Source organism: Paenibacillus sp. MDMC362, from assembly GCF_003269305.1.
Lineage (GTDB): Bacteria > Bacillota > Bacilli > Paenibacillales > Paenibacillaceae > Paenibacillus_AQ.
Genome location: NZ_QLYT01000079.1, coordinates 14024 through 34302, shown reverse-complemented (window position 1 = coordinate 34302; position 20279 = coordinate 14024). Strand labels below are relative to the sequence as shown.

Genomic DNA, 20279 nt, shown 5'->3' with positions numbered 1-20279 from the left:
ACATGAGGAGGCCAAGCTAAAAGTTTAAAGTCATCTCCTGGCAGGTTGAGCTAATGTTTTTCTAATATGCATTACTGTGCAAACGTTTGTTCAACATGCAACCATTTCTGCTGGACTCTTGTCTCAAATAACGCGCGAAATGACTGAATTGCACAGCATATGCACAACTATTTTTATGATAACTTACGAAATACAGTGAATAGTGAAGGTAATGGGAGATTATATGCTTAAAACGGGTAAAAATGATCTGTGCAAACGTTTTTACATTCTATAATAAATGTTGTATGATGTTTTCAGTGAATGAAGCGCTTTCTCAACGGGATTTTTCCTGAGTATCTCGCCAGATGTTACATAGAAAAAGAGACGCTGAAAATTTCTGAAATCGTTTGCGCAGATTTCCAACATTTTCTGATCATTTATTGAGAGGGGTAATCATGGAATGAAGATGAAGAAACTACTTACGCTGGCTGCAACCTTCACGTTGGCGTTCTCCATTACAGCGTGCGGAGGAAATTCACCTGCTCCTGCTGCTGAGGCACCTGCTGAGAATCCACCGGCCCAGGAGACGCCGGCCGAAAATACAGAAGCACCGGAACTTAAGCCAGAGGAAGGCGCTAAATTGATCGTATGGGAAAGTAGAGACGAAAGAGCCTACACCGATGCGGTTGCCAAAGAATTTACCGAGAAATACGGCGTTGAAGTAACCATCGAAGAATTGTCACCAACCGACCAAGTTACCAAGCTTCAACAAGACGGACCATCCGGATTGGGCGCTGACGTTGTATTGTTCCCTCACGATAATCTGGGTAAGGCCGTAGCTACAAACCTGGTTCTGCCAAATGATTATTTCGAAGAAAAAACGAAGAGCAGCAACTCGGAAGCCGCTATCCAAGGCGTAAGCTATGACGGCGTTCTGTACGGATACCCGCGCGCTGCTGAAACATACCTGATGTACTACAACAAAGACCTGGTAAAAGAAGTTCCAACAACGATGGAAGAAGTTATTGAGTTCAGCAAAACCTTCACAGACAAATCCAAGAACAAATACGGAATCATGTTCGAAACAGGCAACCTGTACTTCGCATATCCATTCCTTGCTTCCAATGGCGGCTACATCTTCGGTAACGGCGGCGCAGATGTCAACGATATCGGCCTCAACAACGAAGGCGCAGTCAAAAGTATGGAAGTGTATGCAAGCCTGAAAGAAATTCTTCCGGTTAAATCCGGCGACATTACGCCTGATATCAAACGCGGATTGTTCACGGGCGGCGACCTGGCGATGGACATTAACGGACCATGGGAGCTCGGCGGATACAAAGAAGCGCTTGGCGACAAGCTTGGCGTTGCTCCAATCCCAACCATCGGCGGCCAGCCTGCTGTATCGTTCTCCGGTATCAAAGCTTGGTACGTAAGCTCGTTCACGAAATATCCGCAAGCCGCTCGTTTGTTCGCTGACTTTGCAACAAGCAAGGAAGCTCAATTGAAACTGAGCGCCCTGGTAGGATCGGTTCCAACTAACAACGAAGCTCAAGAAGACGATCAAATCAAGAATGACGAGTATGTATCGGCATTCACGGAGCAGTTCAAGTCTTCCCAACCGATGCCATCCGTTCCTGAAATGGCTAACGTATGGTCTCCTGTAGGGGCTGCACTGGCTGAGATCTGGGATAATAACAAAGACGTGAAAGAAACGCTTGATAAAGCCGTAAATCAAGTGAAAGATCTCAACAGTGGTGGAGCTGGCGAGTAATTACGTTCTTATATAATGCGAGATAGATGAAGAAGTTCACCCGCCGAACAACCGGCGGGTGATTCCTCGATTATATGGAGAGGAGAATGGAGGGAGCATGCGTCAACATCGTACGACAGCAGCCGTATTATCAGCCATCTGTATGGGTCTGGGTCAGCTTTACAATCGGCAATGGATCAAAGGCGTTCTTTTACTTATCGTAGGTATATTCAGTCTGTATTATTTCATCAACAACCTGGGTGATGCCATCTGGGGAATGACAACTTTGGGGGAACAGGGAAGCCATTTAGAGAAAGTCAACGGATTAACCCAAATGGTAGCAGGTGACCATTCCATCAATCTCCTGATTGAAGGACTTATCACCATGATTATGTTTGCGCTTTTTCTTATTGGGTATTATGCCAATATCAAAAACGCATATAACGCTGGAAAACTAAGGGAACAGGGTGGAAAACCCAACAACTTCAGACAGACCCTTTACTATATTTTTGAATGGAAATTCGCGCAATCATTCCTGACGCTGCCGGCCATCGGTATTTTGTTTTTTACGGTCATGCCGATTATTTTCATGGTCATGCTGGCGTTTACGAACTATTCCGCTCCAAACAATCTGCCGCCGGCAAATTTGGTTGACTGGGTCGGATTCAAAACCTTCACCAATCTCGTTGCATTGAAATCATGGAGCCATACGTTCTTCGGCGTCCTGACCTGGACGATCATCTGGGCGGTTCTGGCAACGGTAACGACGTATTTTGGCGGTGTGCTCGTTGCGCTCCTTATTCAACAAAAAGGAATTCGTTTCAAAGGCGTATGGCGTGTCATTTTGATCATTCCATATGCGATTCCGCAGCTGATTTCCTTGCTCGTCATGCGTAATATGTTTAACGGGCAATTCGGACCGATCAACCAGTATTTAAGATATTTCGGTTTGGAAGGCCTGCCATGGCTGACCGATCCGGTCTGGGCCAAAGTGACCGTTATTATCGTTAATATGTGGGTAGGTATCCCGGTATCCATGCTTCTCGTCATGAGTGTCCTGACTACGATTCCGAAGGATCTTTATGAAGCGGCCGATGTGGACGGGGCGACTGGATTTCAGAAATTCAAGATCATCACCCTGCCGATGATTTTGTTCTCGACGGCTCCGGTGCTGATTACGCAATTTGCCGGTAACATTAACAACTTCAACTTGATTTTCCTCCTGACTAACGGTAACCCGGTTGTGGGTGATTATCAATACGCGGGTGCGACGGACCTGCTGGTAACCTGGCTCTATAAACTGACGCTGGATCAGCAGCGGTACAGCATGGCATCGGCCATCGGTATTATCATCTTCATGATTATTGCGACCTTCTCGATTTACAATTATCGCAGAACCAGATCCTTTAAAGAGGAGGATATGATCCAATAATGGGAATTAAAATGAGAAATGCGATTCGCCTGACGGCAAGTTACATCACGCTTGTCATCATTGCGATCGGTTGTATTTACCCGGCGCTCTGGATTGTTCTGGCCTCTTTCCGTCCCGGAAAGTCGTTGTACAGCAAGTCCTTGATTCCAGAATCTTTTACGCTCAGTCATTATAAAGAATTGTTTACGTCCCAGAGCTTTCTGTTCGGCACATGGTACATGAACACGTTGAAAATTGCGATATTCTCCATGATTATCGGGACCATTCTTGTCCTGCTTACAAGTTATGCGGTCTCCCGATTCCGGTTTAAAGGCCGGCAGAATGCATTATCGGTCATTCTCGTGCTGGGAATGTTCCCGGGCTTCATGAGTATGATCGCGCTGTATATCCTGCTGAACTCCCTGGATCTGCTGAACACGCATGCGGCGATGATTATCGTGTATGCGGCAGGGGCGCCGCTAGGCGGAACCCTGATCATGAAAGGCTTCCTGGATACGATACCGCGAAGTCTGGATGAAGCGGCGAAGATCGACGGAGCTACCAACTTCCAGATATTCCGCAAAATCATTCTGCCGTTGTCGAAGCCAATGATCACGTATATGGGCTTGACGCTGTTCGTTGGGCCATGGGTAGACTTTATCTTTGCGAGACTCGTGCTCCGGACAAAAGAAAACTGGACGCTCGCCGTCGGTCTGTGGGATCTCGTCAACTCCACCCAGGACAGTAACTTTACGTTGTTCGCGGCGGCATCCGTGCTGATCGCACTGCCGATCACCTTGCTGTTTGTCTTCCTGCAGCGTTTGCTGGTCGATGGCATGACGGCTGGTGCAAGCAAAGGGTAAGGTACGGATAGCTAATCGTATGAATTCATCATAAGACAGATAGATAGAGAGAACAGCGAAGAGACACAGCCGGTAACCGCTAGCTGTGTCTTTTTGCATTCAAGCATGCGATGCAGGGGGTCATATACATATGAACATAATGAGGCGTTTTCAATTCAAAGCGGTTGGGATGAAGCTGTTTGTTATCTTTTTTACCACGATCGTGCTGTTATCCTCGGCGCTCGGATTATTATCGTATATCATCTCCAAAGACACGGTGATGGATCAGGTGTCGGAAGCGACTTCGGGGCAGATGATGCAAGCTGCGGATAAGCTGGATTTCCTGCTGGCCCAATATGAAGCCGCTTCCCGTCAATGGGCGCTGGATACGGTTCTTCGCGAGGACCTCGTTACGGTAAGTACGGCGGGTATCGGCATTCGGGACAAAACGCAGGCCGAGAACCGAATTCGGGAGAAATTGAACGGGATGGCTTCTTCGGATAAACGTCTGCAGGGCATGCGCCTGGTTGCGCCCAATCTTCAAGCTCAAAGCTCCTATAATTCAACGGGTTTAACCGGATTGTCTTCCGCAGATGGCGTGAAGGCGAAGATGGACCGAATTATACAGGCCGATGGCGAACCGGTATGGTTTCCGACCGAGGTTCAAGGCTTTATGGAGAACGAGAAAACCGCCACCATGTCAATGGGGAGATTGCTGAAAAATCTGAAGAATCCGGATGCACAGTACATCCTGCTGATTGATATCAAAGACGAGGCGGTCGGAGGGGTGCTGGCCAATTTAAAAATAGGGAACAACGGCCGGATGCGAATCATTGCCGAGGATAACCGGATCGTACACGACATGGACTCGGCTCAGCTGATGCAGCCGTCCGCCATCACGGTTCCTCAAGATGCCGAAGAAGGAGGGATTTATTACACCGCCGACGAGCAGATGGTGGTGTATACCCCGCTGAAAACGGCTCCTTGGCATATGGTCGGCTTTGCTCCCATTAGCGATTTTGTGCAAGCCACGGACAAGCTATTGGTTGTAACGCTCGGGGTTATTGTGGCCGCGGTTCTGGTTGCGATCCTGATAGGCTATTATATGATGCGTTCCATCGGCCGCCCCCTGAATCAGATGTGCCGTCTGATGGAAGAGGGAGAGCAGGGAAATCTGAAGGTTCGGACCGAGTTCCGGCGCGCGGATGAAATTGGCCGACTCGGCCACAGCTTCAACCGGATGATGGGGCAAATTTCGGCTTTGGTCGATCAGACGAATGCTTCCGCGAAGCAAGTGCTGGCCACGGCGGAGGAATTGGCGGGAGTTTCGAAGGGAACCTCGTTGACGGCTGGTGAAATTGCATCGGCCATGGAGCAGATTGCACAGGGAAGCGCAAGCCTGGCGATGGAGGCCGAACGGGAGAACCAGCTGGCTGAGAACATCGGCGTTCAGATGAGTAAGGTATCGGATTCGAATCAAGTGATGGAGGCCGCGGCTGATCGCGTGCTTCAGGTGACGGGAAAGGGCGCACGGCATATGGACAATCTGGTGGAGAAATCCACGCGGATTAATCAAGTGAACCGGGCCATTGTCCAGAATGCGGAGAAGCTGAAGGAGAACACCGCGTCGATTCACAAAATATTGGAGCTGATGTCGGAGATCACGCATCAAACCAACGTGCTGTCCATTAACGCGACGATTGAAGCGGCACGTGCGGGGGCAGCAGGCAGCGGCTTCATGGTCGTAGCCAATGAAGTGCGCAGCTTGGCGGATCGTTCCAAGGAATCGATCCAGACCGTAGGCGGGATGATCAGGGATATCCGCTCTGAGGTACAAGGCTCCGTTGATGCATTGACGTCGGCATCACCGCTCTTTGACGAGCAGCTGCATTCGGTACAGGAAGCCCAGGGCGTATTCGATCATGTACGCCACGAGATGGATGCCCTTTTAGCCGAGATCCGCGAATCGACCCGGTCGGTAGAGGTACTGATCGCCTCCCAGCTTACCCTGACCGACTCGATCTCGGAGGCGAGCTCGATCGTTCAAGAGACCAGCGCCGCCACGGAGGAGGTCGCTTCGATGTCATCCGAGCAGTTCAAGGTGAGCGAGAAGCTGGTTGCCCTGTCTTCACGCTTGGAGGAGCTATCGGAGGGCTTGCGCAAATCTTTGGTGATGTTTAGGACGTAAATGGTTTTCGATTGCTGCGTGAAAATGATGTGGCTTATGCAGCACTCCGCATGCTCCGTTGAAGTGAGACGCTGCGAGTACGTATCATTCCTCCAATCGCTGTTGCCCCCAATTTTCTTGGAATTATAATTCTGCGGTAGAAAATCGGGGGCAAAGGCGACCACTATCGTTTTTCCGGAATCGATTCGTCCTCTTTCGCTACTGCGTGCTAAACACCAAACCATTTACGCTAGTAGGGGGAAGAAAAAAGCCGATGAAGGGAAACCAACTTCATCGGCTTTTTGTTGGAGGCGTGTTACTCGGGAGTGCTGGGATTTAGCGAGGGAGTTACTGTCTGCTGGAATCATGAACTGCATGAATAAAAACCAGCTCCGGGAACTGTCCCGGAGCTGGTTTTGTTTAGGCGCCGCTCTTCGGCAAAGGATTATGGTCGACGGCCATTGTTCCGCATTCATGGTGGTTGTGCCGTTAGCCGGAGCAGCAGAGGAAGGGTGCGTTTTTAGGCCTACGGCTGCCAGTTCACGTTAATGGTGGCCGTGCCGCTTGTTGGAGCGGTGAAGGAATGGTTCGAGCCGCCCTCCCACGTTACCGTCGAGCCTTGTTTTTTCAGGAATTTGAATTCGATGGTTTTACCGGACGGTACGCTGACGTCATAGTACCAGGTAGGGTATTGGTAGATGACCTGATTGTACAACGGTCCGATGGCTTTCGCAGGATCCCAATTGCCGAGCTCGCTTACGCTGCCAGCCAGGTACACGTTTTGTCCGAGCGCGGTGGTGGCATTGTTCACCACAAACCGGACGCTGACTTGATCCCCGGTCAGCACTTCGAAGTTGTCGTGTACATTGCTTGAAGTGCCAGCGCTATTGGCGACTTTGATGTTATATACGCCACCGGCCACCGCAGGGATCTTCACTTTGATCTGCGTGTCCTCCCATGCCGTAATGTTAGCGCCTGTTACGGCCGTTGAGCCGAAGTATACCGTGCCTTTGGTTGCGCCGAAGCCGCGACCGTCAATGGTGATGGTTGCGCCTGGTTTGGCCATCATCGGCCCTACGTGCCCGATCGTTGGCGAAGTCACGGCCGTGGTATATTGCCATACGGCCGTACCGCCCGCAGCGAGCGTAAAGTTGGAAGCTGCTCCGCCTGTGCCAACAGTCAAGCTGTTGCCGTTCAGAAGTCCGCCCAGCACGTCGGCATAGCTGCCGGCAGGCAATGAAGTCGCCAATCCCGTAATGGAAGCCGGCGTATTCACGTTGCGGTTTACTGCGATTAGCGCCACGTTGCTGCCGAATTTGCGTTCATAGATCAGCACATCATTGTTGATCCAACGCTCCTGCGTCGTTCCATAGGCGATGGCTGGATTGGATTTGCGCAGTGGCGCCAGCTTTTTAATTACTTGGTAGGCGGTAGTCGTCGTAGAGAAAGAAGGAATTCGTGCCCGGTTGTCAGGGTCGTTGCCGCCGGACATGTATTGCTCGGTTCCGTAATAGATGGCCGGCACGCCGCGGGAAGTGAGCGTGAAGGCCAGCGCTTGCTCCAGTTTACGGCGGTTAGCGCTGTTGTTGTGGAAGCGTTCCATGTCATGGTTATCGATGAACGTAACCTGATCCTCCACCTGCGCGTAATCGGCTGCAGAGCCCTCCAGCATAGACTTCAGACCGTACATATTGTCGGTGTTGTCCCTGAATACCTGGCGTACCTTTTGCGCGAAACGGAAGTCCAGCAAACTCATGCCGGATTCGTTGGCGAACCTATGGTTCTCGGCACTCACTTCGTTCACGCCGAGGAACCATTCGCCGAAGGTGAAGACCGGCTTGTAGTTGTTGACGGTAGCCATGAAACTCTTCTGCCAGCCAAACGGCATATGCTTCACCGCGTCCATTCGAATGCCGTCAATGCCCAGATCGAGCCACATTTTGATGGCGTCCTTCAGGTAGGTATCCACGGTGCTGTTATTGTGATTCAGGTCGGCAAGGTCGTACAGGTTTTTGTAAATCCCGTTCTCTGTTGTTGAGAAATCGGTGCCCCCGTTATGATGGAACAAATTCTGTGTATCTCCCGTGTATCCGCCGAGCAGGGTGCCGTTGTTGTACAGCTTGCCGTTCTCCGCGAATGAAGGCTGGTCCGAGGAAGCGGGAGAGGTGTGGTTCGGTGCGAAGTCGATGATGACTTTGATGTTCTTGGCATGGGCGGCTGCGATGAGATTCTGGAAATCGGCGATCGTGCCGTAAGCCGGGTTCGTTTTCTTGAAATCTCTGGCCCAATAGCCGTGATAAGCGGTGTTGTTCACGCCGGAATAGTTGATGACGCTGTAGATGTTCTCGACTGGCTGGGAGATCCAGATGGCGGTTACGCCCATGCCGGTCAGGTAGCCGTCGTTGATTTTGTTAATAATCCCTTGCCAGTCACCGCCGCAGTACAACCTTAGATTGGTACAGGTACCGTCAAAGGCAGGTCCGGTCGGGTTGTTGGCCGCATTGCCGTCGGAGAAACGGTCTGTAAAGATTTGATAAATGACGTCCGTGCTGAAATTTTGTTTATTGGACACCGAAGTATCCGGGGCCGCATGAGCAGGACCGAGAAGGCTCAAGGCCAGGGAAAAGCTAAGGGCAAGAGCAGTTGTCAGTTTGTAAAACTTTTTCATCGTAATTCCTCCTATGTAGCTGATATAGAGAAGGCTGGTTTTACTAGCTTATCGGCTGCTTGAGCATCACCTCCCATACTAAATCGGGCAACAAAAAACCCCGGAATCTCCTGTAGAGAAACCGGGGTTGTTCCATACCGGGTGTGCGGTGACGGAATGCATGGCCCTTAAATTATGCGAGTGTTTGATTTCAACATTATTGTAAATGGAAGCGCATTCAAGTGTCAATATGTTATATCCAAATAAAAGGAAAACTTGTGTAGGGTGCGATGAAATTAAATTTTATAATTATTAATTATTATTGAAACAAAATTTTACAGGCCATATAATAGGTTTAGGAAACGTTTACATTTTCGAAGATGCTGTGGATTTAAATGAAGTGTCTGTTATTTAGTATTCCAAACTTAAGGACTTGCAGCAAAGGAGGGAAGAGGGGATGGCGAGCAGCGCCGAAGCCGGTGCAGAGCAGCTGGGCTTGGGAATCAAGGGAGTGAAGGCGGCGTGCTCCGCCATTGAACGCGAAATAGCCGCGGGTACGACGCCGGGTGCCGTGTTGGGTGTCATGCATGAAGGCAAGCAGTGGTTTTATAGTGCCGGTTATGCCAACCCCAGACCAAAGCAGGGTCAGCCTGTGTCGGTCAGCAAGGATACGTTATACGATTGTGCGTCCTTAACGAAGGTGGTGGTTACCCTCCCGTTGATTCTGCAATTGATCGATGAGGGAGTCTTGACCTTAAGCACAAAAGTGAGTAACATTCTGCCTCCATTCGGAACGGCTGGCAAAGAAGAGCTTACGGTAGGACAGCTGCTCGCGCATACCTCCGGGCTTCAGGCGGATATGAACCTGCATTCGCAGGGCTGGGATAGGGAGCAGATGTGGGATGCCGTTCTTTCCGCACCACTCGTGACCAAGCCGGATACCGAGGTAATTTATAGTGATCTGGGATATTTGGCGCTTGGCTGCATGATTGAGAAGGTACTGGGAATGTCTTTAGAGCAGGCAGTAAAGGAACGGGTGTTGGATCCGCTCGGCATGCGTCATGCGACGCTGACTCCTGCGCCGGAACAGGCCGGCTGCTATGCAGCAACGGAGTATGAGGATACCATCCAGGATCATCTATGCGGAATTGTGCATGACGAGAAGGCACGGGCCTTGGGTGGTGTATGCGGTCATGCCGGTTTGTTTGCGACCGCAGGCGATCTGCTGCAATACGCCCGAATGTGGCTGGCACTAGGGGCGATACCGGCAACGGTGGATCCAAAGGCAGGAGGCGGTGAATCCCACATCTTATCTAGGGCTGCGGCGGTTACGGCTACTCGTACCCATACGGGGCATATTCATGGCTCCAACCGTGGCCTGGGGTGGGTGCTGAAAGGGGATAAGATGGACGCTTCGGGTGATTGGATGGGTCCGGGCTGTTACGGGCATACCGGATTTACCGGAACCAGCATGTGGATCGATCCCGAGCTGGATCTCGCGGTCGTTCTGCTGACAAACCGCGTATACGGGGGACGGAGCAGCAGCGTGGCCCAGCTGCGGGTCCAGGTCCACAACGCATTGACGGGAGCCGTGGCAGGGTGAGAAGCGAATCCAAGCAAATATGAAGAATTACGACAATAAGGAGGGAATACGCAATGACGAGTTTAGCCTACAGGGCCTACCGGCCTGGAGACGAGGACGCTATCACTGCTCTGTGGAACGCCTGCTTACCGGGAGATCCAATAACTCGGCTTCGCTTTCGGAACTTGGTGCTGCTCGATGCGAACTTTGATCCGCAAGGACTGCGGATTGCGGAGCAGGAGGGTCGCATAGTAGGCGTCCTGTATGCGGTACGCCGGAGACTGCCGATGATCAGAACCGAACTGGAGCCGGATCGCGGGTGGATCACCTTCTTCTATACCGATCCATCGGTTCGGAGACAGGGTGTGGCATCGCGGCTGCTGCAGGACGGCGAAGACTATCTTCGCGGTCATGGACGCTGCAAAGTCTTTTTCTCCTCGTATGCCCCGAATTATATCGTCCCGGGAATCGATGGCGAGCGCTATCCGGAGGGCTTGGCAAGGCTTGCGGCAAGCGGCTTTACCCGCAATTACACGGCGGTTGCGATGGATCGCTCCCTGGTCGATTTTCGTATGCCGCCGGAAGTTGCGGAATTAAAGCGGCAGCGGGAGCAAGAAGGCTTCACCTTCATGCTGGCTCAGGACAGCGATTTAGTGGAGCTGATCGATTTTGCGACGGACGTGTTTAACCCGGATTGGGGCCGGGCGATTCGCGAGGGATTGCTGCAGCGATTAAGAACGGATCAGATTCTGATCGCGCGCGATCAAGGAAAGCTGGTGGGATTCTGCCTGCATAACGGATATGAGGCCGTGGCAGAACGCTTTGGTCCGTTTGGCGTGGACCCATCGATGCAAGGGAAGGGATTGGGGAAAATTCTGTTATATGATTGCCTCGCCCTCATGCGTGCGCAGGGGCTGCATGGAGCCTGGTTCCTCTGGACGGGCGAACAGAGCCCGGCCGGGCATTTGTACCGCAAGGCCGGATTTCATGTGACACGCCGGTTCGATATTATGAGCAAAACGCTTCAATAGATTCTACTATTTTCCATACAAAGGGGAGATCCGATTTGACGGAAGCAAAGCAGCATCATATTTTGGCGATTGGCGGACATGCGGGCGATATGGATCTTACGGCGGGCGCCGTGATCGCCAAATACACACAGGCTGGACACAAAGCAACGTTTCTTCACTTAACGCCAGGGGAGAAGGGACACCCTCGTCTGACGCCGGAGGAGTACGCGAAGCAGAAAATTGACGAAGCTCACCAATTTGCCGATATCGTTGGCGCGGATGTCCGTTTCCTTGCTTACAAGGATGCCGAGCTGCCGCTCGATGAGGAAGTGAAATATCAGGTAGCGGACGTCATACGGGAAGTGAAGCCCGATATCATCATCACGCATTGGAAGGAGAGCATCCACAAGGACCACTCCAATACCCATTACATTGTGGAGGACGCCCGCTTCTATGCAGGGCTGAAGACGATTGAACGAGAGCTTCCGGCCCATTATGCCCAGCATTTATACTATGCGGACAATTGGGAGGACCCGTACGATTTTCACCCTGAGGTGTTTATCGATATTCCGGACGAACCCTATGAAACTTGGGTGAGAGCCATGAACGTGTATGCTTATGCGCGTGGGGAAACGTACGGCTTCCCGTTTATCGAATATTACAAAGCGCTCACGATTGTGAGGGGGGCTCCGGTGAACTTCAAGCGGGCACAAGCCTTTGCCGTGCCGAGAGGTGCGTTGACTAAACGATTACAGTTTTTCTAATTATATGCTTTTACATCCAGACAACTGGAATAATACCTAATGAAATCACGAAAAAATTGTGAGAAATGCCAAAACATCCACTGACATTATACCTATCTTTTGATATAATGAGTGATGTTACGGGGGAACACGTACGGAATCATATAGAGAATACAAACAGGAGAGGAAGTCTTCCATATGGAGGCTTCCTCTCTTTTCATTTGTCAAAGGCTGAGGAAACTGGCGACAAAGCATGTCCGAGTGCAACTCTGACCGGGATGCGGAAGGGATGCTGTTGCATTTTTAAAATTCCGTGGTATTATGTATTTAAAGAATCTTAAATTAAAGATATTAATAAGGGATTCCAGCGCAGTTTCTAGAGGGATTGCAGCCTAGTTTATAATGTGATTTTTAGGGTAGCCTATGGTCCTATTGGGGTATTTAGGGGGAATTCTAACATTCATATAAAACGGAATCTAACCATATAACGAATCGAAAGGAGACAATACGCATGGAACATACGCATATCTACCGCCAAGGAACTTCTCCCGAGGCACCAACCTTACTATTGCTGCACGGTACCGGAGGGAATGAGGAGGATTTGCTGCCGCTGGCCGAGATGATCTCGCCCGCATCGAATGTGCTCGGCGTCCGCGGAAATGTACTGGAGAACGGCATGCCAAGATTTTTCCGTCGTCTCGCTGAAGGCGTATTCGACGTAGAAGATCTCGTGAAACGCACGCAGGACCTGAATGAATTCCTGAATTGGGCAGCCGCCGAATACAGTTTTGACCGCAGCCGTATCGTAGCGGTTGGTTATTCGAACGGCGCCAATATTGCCGCAAGCCTGCTGTTCCACGAGGGAGATGCGCTGCAAGGGGCGATCCTCCACCATCCGATGGTTCCGCTGCGGGATAAGGCCTTACCGGATTTGACTGGCGTTCCCGTCTTCATCGCGGCCGGTCGACACGATCCGATGTGCACCCCGCAGGAGAGCGAGGATCTGAATGAACTGCTAAGTGCCGCAGGGGCGGACGTAAAGCTGCATTGGGAGAACGGGGGGCATCAGCTGAGCCGTGCAGAGGTTGGGATGGCCGCTGCCTGGTTTAAGGAGAAGTTCCTCTAATACCATGGATGCCATGATATACAAGCACCATGCATTCCTTACCTAATAAGTAAAAATGAAAGCGAATATGATCAAAATACCGTCAAAACGTTGGCGGTATTTTTTTTATACTTAACCCATCGAATAAGAATCGAGGGGGTCCGACATGGCACAGACAATGGAGACGATGAAGAAGCATGGCACCCAGCCTGCGCGGGGACATAGATCCCGGGGATCCTTGCAGCGGGGAGAGAACCTATGGGGGATCGCATTCGTAAGCCCGATGCTGATCGGCGTTATCATTTTGGTGCTGTTTCCGATATTGGCTACGCTCGTGCTGGGTTTTGCCGATTGGAATTTCGTGCAGGGCTGGGACGGCATCCAGTGGGTCGGGTTTCAGAACTTCCGCCAGCTGCTGGAGGATGACATGTTTATCAAGTCGGTGCGCAACAACATCTTGTTTCTCTTGACGGTTCCGGTCTATATGATAATCTCGATGACGCTGGCAATTTTGATCGACCGGTTTGTCTATATGAAGGGCTATTTTAAAGTGGCCTACTTCATGCCCTACATATCCAACATCGTGGCGGTGGCCGTCGTATGGCAGGTACTCTTCCAGCCGTCCTACGGGCCGATCAACGAAATCCTTAGGACGCTCGGGATATCCGAGCCGCCCAAGTGGATCGCGGATCCGAATTTCGCGCTGATTTCCATCATGCTGATATCGATTTGGATCTCCATCGGCTTCAATCTGATTATCTATATCGCCGGGCTGCAGTCCATTCCGAAGGATCTGTACGAGGCGGCGGATATCGATGGAGCGAACGGGTGGACCAAATTTAGACGCATTACGCTGCCCCTGCTGTCGCCAACGTCATTTTTCCTGCTGGTGACGGGCGTCATCTCCACGTTTAAGGTCTTTGATATCATTGCTGTTATGACCCAAGGCGGACCGATTGGATCGACAACCATGATGGTCTGGTATTTATACGATACGGCATTCGTCAATCTGAAGGTTGGTTACGCATCGTCCATTGCCGCGGTTCTGTTCGGTTTTGTCATGCTGATTACGCTGGGTCAGTGGGCTGCTCAGAAGAAGTGGGTCAACTACTAGGAAGGAGGGCGTTATATGGGGACAAGAGTCGGCGTCGACTGGCGCAAGCTCATCGTCACGATCGCGATGTTTGCGGTGAGCATTCTGTTTCTTCTTCCTTTTATATGGATGCTGGTTACATCCTTTAAGGTGGAGAAAGACGTATTCGTATATCCGATCCAGTGGATTCCGCGGGAGTGGAACGCCATCGAGAATTACAAGGAGGTATGGTTCGGCGATTATCCCTTCTATCTCTATTACTGGAACTCGATCAAGGTCAGTATACTGACCACGATCATCTCGGCCATGGTATCCGCCCTGGCGGCCTACGGCTTCTCCAAAATCCGCTTTGCCGCCGGCAATTGGCTGTTCATCATCGTGCTAGTGACCTATATGATTCCCGGCCAGGCCATCCTGATCCCGCAGTTTATTCTGTACCGCAACATCGGGCTGTTCGATAACCATTTCGGCCTCATTATGCTGGGAAGCTTCAGCGTGCTCGGAACGTTTATGCTCAGGCAATTCTTCATGGGCGTGCATCAGGAATTCATCGAATCCGCCAAAATCGACGGCGCGAACCATCCGCGAATCTTCTGGTCGATTGCACTGCCGCTGGTGAAGCCCGCTGTTGCCACGTATGCGATCCTGCGGTTCATCTGGACGTGGAACGATTATCAGAATCCGCTCATCTTCCTGCGGACGGACCGGCTGTTCACGATTCCGCTGGCGATGCAGAAATTCACGTCCTTGAGCGGAGAATTCTATTCCCTGATCATGGCGGCTGCCGTGTCGGCGATCTTCCCGCTGCTGATCGTTTTTATCATCGGCCAGAAGAGTGTCATCGAGGGCATCGCGCTGGGCGGGGTCAAGGGTTAAGAGCCCCGGGAATGAATGGGGTAAAAATAGTTCCAACATCAGTAAAGATTGTTTTATGGTTAAGATGTAAGCGCTCTATATAATGGGGATAGTTACAGCTAGAATCGTCACGACTTTACATACCGATATTGATATCAATGGGGAGGGTTATAGACAATGATGAACAAGAAATGGTGGTCGGGCGTTCTCACGGCTGCAATGGTGATCGGCCTGCTGTCCGGCTGCGGGGGCGGAGCGAAGGGGAATGAGGCCCAAGAGGGTTCCGAACAAGGCGGGGGCAAAACCAATCTGAGGCTGTACACCTATGGCACGGAGGAAGCTTACAATTGGAAGAAAACGATCCAGGCCTATGAAGAGGCAACGCCGGGCGTGAGCATTGAGCTGGTCCAGCTCAGCGAGAAGGGGGATACGCAGGAGGCGTTCAAGAAGCTCGACCTGGAGGCGGCTTCCTCGGCCCAGATGGACATTCTGATGTTCAGCGATCCGGCCGGTTACGCCCAGCGGGTGGCGCTCGGCATGGCCGAGCCGCTGGATGACTTCATTGCGAAGGACGGCTACAGCGTGGAAACGGATTATAAAGTAGATACCCGCCTCGACGGCAAGGTCTATGCGCTGCCGGGCAAGTTCAACCCGTGGTATGTGCTGCTGAACAAGGATCATTTGGAGGAAGCGGGACTGCCGGTTCCGACGGACTGGACCTGGGACGAATATGCGGATTATGCCAAAAAATTGACCCAAGGCGAAGGAGCGTCTAAGCGCTACGGGACATACTTCCATGGCCCGCAAGGAGGCGGATGGCTGGAGTTTCTGAAGCTGATGATGGCGAATCAGCCCCAAGATACCGATTATTTGAAGGCCGACGGCTCTTCCAATCTGGATAACCCGACCTTCAGGAAGACGCTGGAGCTGCGCGTGCGGATGGAGAAGGAGGACCAATCCTCGGTGCCGTACACGGACATGATCTCCCAGAAGCTGAATTACCGGACGCAATTCTTCAATCAATCCGCGAGCATGATCACGATTGGCAGCTGGATGAACACGGAGATCGGCGGAACGGACAAAGTGCCGCTGGACTTCAATGTCGCCGTAGCCCCATTCCCGAAAAACGAGAAAGGCGATCCGACGGGGCTTACGCCGGTCACCACGGATTACGTGGCGGTGGCGGCCAAGTCCAAGCATAAGGAAGAAGCTTATAAATTCGTCCGCTGGTACACAACGGAAGGGCAAATCGTGCAGGGCAAGAACATTCCGGCCTGGCAGCAGGTGAAAACCGAGCAGGTGGAAGAGATCATCGACACCATTCTGTCGGCCACGAAGAGTCCGGAGAAGGTAGACAAGAAATCGCTTGTGGACACCTTGGTCGCTTCGAAGGCCTCAGCTATCGTGCCTCCGGCACCTTATCAGGCGGAAGTGTACGAGGCGGTGAACGAGGAATACGAGAAGCTGATACTGGGCAATCAGGATATCGACCAGACCGTTGCGAACTCGCAGGAGCGAGTGAACAAAATTATAGAATCCAACAAAAAATGATCTGGTATAATAGACAAAAAAATCGGGACGGAATTCTTCGTCCCTTTTTTTGAATTCGCGTACATCATTCCCGTCACGCCATACCCGAGGTGGATCCTATGCCCGCACGACTCAAGAGCCTGATCCCGAGCTCCATCAGGCATAAGCTGATATTAGCTGCCATCATCTGCATCGTCGTACCCGCCATCGTCAGCTTGATTCTGTACAATTCGTTAACGAAGGAAGCCTTGAGGCAGCAGGCGGTATCCAACGCAAGCGATGCCCTTCAGCTGGTCCGCGGATCGGTGACGAATCTGCTCTTAAGCAAAATCAATATTGCCAACTATATTCAGATGAATTCCGGGTTGAATTCTTACTTCAAGCAGGTGGTCTCCGGCAACGAAGACCCGGACCCTTACCGCAGATTCATGGACTCCAACCGGGTACTGGAGCATCTGGACAGCTTGACGGTCGTCGGCGAGAAAAGTTATGTGACCGTCATACTAGAGAACGGCTCCTATTACATGAATTATTCCGTAAGCGATTACAATCCGCTCGATTACAGACAGCGGCCTTGGTTCAGCCGGATTTCGGAGCTGCAAGGCTTGGAGTCTCTGTGGACAGGACCGGAGGCCACGATGTTCCTCCCCGACCAGATCGATCATCCGACACAGCTATCGGTGGTGCGCACCCTCCGGCTGCCGGATTCCGAGATTTACGGCTACGTGATCGTGACGTTCATGGAGGATCAGATCAGCGGGATCTTCAACTCCCTTTCGGAAGGCAACGATATGGTGCTGCTGGATGCCAAGGGAACGATCGTTTCCGGCAGTCATCAGAACCAGATCGGAACGACCTTTGCTTATCTTGATGAGTTGGACCAAGAGAAGCCGTATTCGATCGTACCGATGAAGGGGGAGAAACAGCTGATGGTACACCAGGACATTCCGTTTGCCGGATGGAGATTGGTGCTGATGCAGCCGTACAAGGATGCGATCGTCAATATCAACTCGATTTTTAACCGGGTGTTCTGGTTTCAGATGTGCTTCTTTCTGATCTTTCTGCTGCTGCTCATTGCCCTTGTCCGCGCGTTTACGAAGCCGTTAGTCAAGCTCGGCAAAGTGGCAACCGCCGTGCAGCGCGGAAACTTGGAAGTAAGGTCGAATGTTCATGGCAATGATGAGGTTGGTCGGCTCGGTCATTTATTCGACGACATGCTGGACCGGTTCAAAGCCATGATTTCGGAAATATCCGAGAACCAGGCGAGAAAACGAAAAGCGGAGCTCCGAATGCTCCAAGCCCAGATCCATCCCCATTTTCTGTTCAATGTCCTGAATTCCATCCGGATGAAGGTCATGAAACGGGGCGATCCCGAAAGCGCCAAGATGATCGGCTCCCTGTCCGTGCTGCTCCGCATGACGATCAGCCGCGAGGAGGACGAGATTGCGCTTCACGAAGAAATCGACCTGATTTCGCATTATGTGGCCCTGATGAACCTCCGGCAGAAGGAGGAGGTCAGGCTGGAGCTGGATATCGCTCCGGAGGCTTTCCTCTTTAAGGTGCCGCGCTTTTTTCTGCAGCCGGTCGTGGAGAATGCGTTAATCCATGGGCTCAACCAGCAGGCAGGGATGATCCGGATTGCAGCCGTCATGAAGGGCAGGCACCTCGTGCTGGCGGTGAAGGACGACGGCATCGGCATGGATGAAGCCATCAGGGAGTCGATTGCCCGCAGAATCCAAGGCGGCTCCGCCGGGTCCTCGAAGCAGGAAGAGGCAAGCGGAGGCAGCTTCTCCCATATTGGTCTTCAAAATGTGATGGAACGGATGAGCATGGTGTTCGGCGAGGCTTTTCAATGTCACGTTTACAGCGAGCCTGGCCAGGGAACGGTGATCGAGATGTTTATACCGGAAAGAGGGAAAACGGATGTATAACGTGATGCTGGTGGATGATGATTATCCCGTCATCGAGCTGTTGTCGGAGGCCATCTCGTGGAATGAGCTGGGTTTGAATCTGATGGGAAGTTATGAGAACGGCATGAGTGCCTGGGAGGATGCGAAGTCTTCGCCTCCGGACATCCTGATTACGGATATCGGCATGCCCAAAATGAACGGGCTCGAGCTGTCCGCACGCATCAAAGAAGTGAAGGCCGATGTGCGGATCGCCATTCTGTCCTGCCATAACGAATTCCAATATGCCCAGCAGGCCATGCGCCTGAACGTGCAGGATTATCTGCTGAAGGATACGCTCGACCCCGAGGAGCTGGCACAGCTGCTGAGGCGCTTCAAGCAGGCAATGGACGAGGAGGCCCAGAAGGGCTGGGAACGGTCGCGGATGATCCATCTGGTGGACGAATCCAAGGAGCTGCGGAAGGAGCAGAGCCTTAAAAATTTCATACACCAGCCCCTGCTGTCACCCGAAAAATGGCGGCATGAGCTGTCGGAGTACGGGATATTGAAGCCGGGTTTCCACTGCCTTCCCGTGGTCGGGCATCTGGAGGATGTCCGGGATATCAAGCACCGCTTCGCCTCCAACCAGACGCTGCATTTTGCCCTGGGCAACGTGCTGCGGGAGGTGCTGGAGCAGCTGAATCCGAGTGCGGTCCATGTCATATACGATGCAAAGTCTTCGCTGCTCCTGTTCTCGTATCGACCCGGCTTGGGCAGCAACGTTTACGATGATGCCGCCGCCTGCTTGAAGGAGGTGCAGCGGACGCTCGATCGCGTGCTGCGAATCCGCATGTCGTTCCTGATCGGCCGGGGGTGCGCGGAGCCGGAGGGCTTAAAGGCAGGGCTCAATGAACTGCTGGCCTGCCGGCAGCAACGTTTCTATCTGGAGCCGCAGGAGATATCGAAACTGAACGGAGCGCTTGAACAGAACAGTCTGCATGGAGATCCCGATCTCTTCGTTTATTATGACCGGGCCAGCTCGGAGCTGCGGGAATCGCTGCTCGGCAAGGAGGGCTCCGGAGCGCGCGATACGGTCGATCGGTGGATCTCATGGATTCAAGGCAAGCGGTACGCACCGGAATCGGTCAAGGACTGGGTGTTGAAGCTTCTGCTGGATCTGAAGCTGAGGCTTCATCTCCTGCATTCGCTGTCACCCGCTTATACAGCGGATGCGCTGCACAAAGAGATCATGGACATGGATTCCTTGAACGAGCTGAAATCCTGGCTTCACGATTATTTGGAATCCACCATGCAGGCCATGGATCGGGGATTCGGGGGCAGCAGAAGATCGGAAGTGACGGAGGCCTGCAAATACGTGTCCCTTCGGCTTGACCAGAGGATCACGCTGGATGAAGTTGCGGGCTGTCTGCACCTGAATCCGAGCTATTTCAGCCGCATGTTCAAGAAAGAAACGGGTGTCACCTTCATCGAATACGTCACCCGGATGAAGATGGAGCGAGCCAAGGAGCTGCTCCGGCAGACGGACCGCACGGTCGGGGAAATCTGCGAAAGTCTGGCTTACGACAATGTGAGTTATTTCAGCAAGACATTCAAGGCTTATGCGGGGGTGACCCCTGTAGAGTTCCGGAACGGTTGAACGGGAGATGAAACGGGCGTCT

At 52.1% G+C, this 20279-nt stretch carries 14 protein-coding genes; 13 read left to right on the top strand and 1 reads right to left on the bottom strand.

Annotated features, from left to right (window positions below):
- Nucleotides 1–439 precede the first annotated feature (439 nt).
- The 4 genes from DP091_RS29160 to DP091_RS29145 all read left to right on the top strand — a co-directional run bounded on the left by DP091_RS29160 (nt 440) and on the right by DP091_RS29145 (nt 6170).
- Nucleotides 440–1750 carry a sugar ABC transporter substrate-binding protein gene (locus DP091_RS29160; RefSeq protein WP_071221549.1) on the top strand — a complete coding sequence of 437 codons (1311 nt, stop codon included), beginning with the start codon at nt 440–442 and terminating at the stop codon, nt 1748–1750.
- 97 nt (nt 1751–1847) lie between these two features.
- Nucleotides 1848–3161, top strand: coding sequence for a sugar ABC transporter permease (locus tag DP091_RS29155; protein WP_113061542.1), 1314 nt, complete (start codon nt 1848–1850; stop codon nt 3159–3161).
- Nucleotides 3161–4003: a sugar ABC transporter permease gene (locus DP091_RS29150; RefSeq protein WP_071221547.1), complete on the top strand. Its 843-nt coding sequence runs from the start codon at nt 3161–3163 to the stop codon at nt 4001–4003. Before DP091_RS29155 ends, DP091_RS29150 begins: the two co-directional genes overlap by 1 nt.
- Before the next feature lie 130 nt (nt 4004–4133).
- On the top strand, nt 4134–6170 hold the full coding sequence (locus DP091_RS29145) for a methyl-accepting chemotaxis protein (RefSeq protein ID WP_113061541.1): 2037 nt from the start codon (nt 4134–4136) through the stop codon (nt 6168–6170).
- A 505-nt stretch (nt 6171–6675) separates the two neighbouring features.
- Here DP091_RS29145 and DP091_RS29140 read toward each other — a convergent pair.
- Nucleotides 6676–8817 (bottom strand): alpha-amylase family glycosyl hydrolase, encoded by a 2142-nt coding sequence (locus DP091_RS29140; RefSeq protein WP_113061540.1) that lies wholly within the window; start codon nt 8815–8817, stop codon nt 6676–6678.
- A gap of 436 nt (nt 8818–9253) precedes the next feature.
- Here DP091_RS29140 and DP091_RS29135 point away from each other — a divergent pair, with 436 nt between their 5' ends.
- From DP091_RS29135 to DP091_RS29095, 9 genes are all read left to right on the top strand, one after another.
- Entirely contained in the window at nt 9254–10399 is a 1146-nt protein-coding gene (locus tag DP091_RS29135) for a serine hydrolase domain-containing protein (RefSeq protein ID WP_113061539.1), read from the top strand.
- Between the two features lie 53 nt (nt 10400–10452).
- Nucleotides 10453–11409 carry a GNAT family N-acetyltransferase gene (locus DP091_RS29130; RefSeq protein WP_113061538.1) on the top strand — a complete coding sequence of 319 codons (957 nt, stop codon included), beginning with the start codon at nt 10453–10455 and terminating at the stop codon, nt 11407–11409.
- 35 nt (nt 11410–11444) lie between these two features.
- Nucleotides 11445–12152, top strand: a complete 708-nt coding sequence (locus DP091_RS29125; RefSeq protein ID WP_113061537.1) for a PIG-L deacetylase family protein — start codon at nt 11445–11447, stop codon at nt 12150–12152.
- 490 nt (nt 12153–12642) lie between these two features.
- Entirely contained in the window at nt 12643–13257 is a 615-nt protein-coding gene (locus tag DP091_RS29120; RefSeq protein WP_113061536.1) for an alpha/beta hydrolase, read from the top strand.
- 145 nt (nt 13258–13402) lie between these two features.
- Nucleotides 13403–14350, top strand: a complete 948-nt coding sequence (locus DP091_RS29115) for a carbohydrate ABC transporter permease (protein ID WP_113061535.1) — start codon at nt 13403–13405, stop codon at nt 14348–14350.
- 15 nt (nt 14351–14365) lie between these two features.
- On the top strand, nt 14366–15205 hold the full coding sequence (locus DP091_RS29110; RefSeq protein WP_113061534.1) for a carbohydrate ABC transporter permease: 840 nt from the start codon (nt 14366–14368) through the stop codon (nt 15203–15205).
- Between the two features lie 156 nt (nt 15206–15361).
- Nucleotides 15362–16735, top strand: a complete 1374-nt coding sequence (locus DP091_RS29105) for an ABC transporter substrate-binding protein (protein ID WP_113061533.1) — start codon at nt 15362–15364, stop codon at nt 16733–16735.
- A 98-nt stretch (nt 16736–16833) separates the two neighbouring features.
- The gene (locus tag DP091_RS29100; protein WP_113061532.1) at nt 16834–18645 is read left to right on the top strand and encodes a cache domain-containing sensor histidine kinase; all 1812 of its coding nucleotides are present in this window, start codon (nt 16834–16836) and stop codon (nt 18643–18645) included.
- Entirely contained in the window at nt 18638–20257 is a 1620-nt protein-coding gene (locus DP091_RS29095; protein WP_113061531.1) for a response regulator transcription factor, read from the top strand. Before DP091_RS29100 ends, DP091_RS29095 begins: the two co-directional genes overlap by 8 nt.
- Nucleotides 20258–20279 lie beyond the last annotated feature (22 nt).

Coding starts and splice junctions, on each gene's coding strand:
- DP091_RS29160 (WP_071221549.1), top strand. CDS start 440: ATGAAGATGAAGAAACTACTTACGCTGGCTGCAACCTTCACGTTGGCG.
- DP091_RS29155 (WP_113061542.1), top strand. CDS start 1,848: ATGCGTCAACATCGTACGACAGCAGCCGTATTATCAGCCATCTGTATG.
- DP091_RS29150 (WP_071221547.1), top strand. CDS start 3,161: ATGGGAATTAAAATGAGAAATGCGATTCGCCTGACGGCAAGTTACATC.
- DP091_RS29145 (WP_113061541.1), top strand. CDS start 4,134: ATGAACATAATGAGGCGTTTTCAATTCAAAGCGGTTGGGATGAAGCTG.
- DP091_RS29140 (WP_113061540.1), bottom strand. CDS start 8,817: ATGAAAAAGTTTTACAAACTGACAACTGCTCTTGCCCTTAGCTTTTCC.
- DP091_RS29135 (WP_113061539.1), top strand. CDS start 9,254: ATGGCGAGCAGCGCCGAAGCCGGTGCAGAGCAGCTGGGCTTGGGAATC.
- DP091_RS29130 (WP_113061538.1), top strand. CDS start 10,453: ATGACGAGTTTAGCCTACAGGGCCTACCGGCCTGGAGACGAGGACGCT.
- DP091_RS29120 (WP_113061536.1), top strand. CDS start 12,643: ATGGAACATACGCATATCTACCGCCAAGGAACTTCTCCCGAGGCACCA.
- DP091_RS29115 (WP_113061535.1), top strand. CDS start 13,403: ATGGCACAGACAATGGAGACGATGAAGAAGCATGGCACCCAGCCTGCG.
- DP091_RS29110 (WP_113061534.1), top strand. CDS start 14,366: ATGGGGACAAGAGTCGGCGTCGACTGGCGCAAGCTCATCGTCACGATC.
- DP091_RS29105 (WP_113061533.1), top strand. CDS start 15,362: ATGATGAACAAGAAATGGTGGTCGGGCGTTCTCACGGCTGCAATGGTG.
- DP091_RS29100 (WP_113061532.1), top strand. CDS start 16,834: ATGCCCGCACGACTCAAGAGCCTGATCCCGAGCTCCATCAGGCATAAG.
- DP091_RS29095 (WP_113061531.1), top strand. CDS start 18,638: ATGTATAACGTGATGCTGGTGGATGATGATTATCCCGTCATCGAGCTG.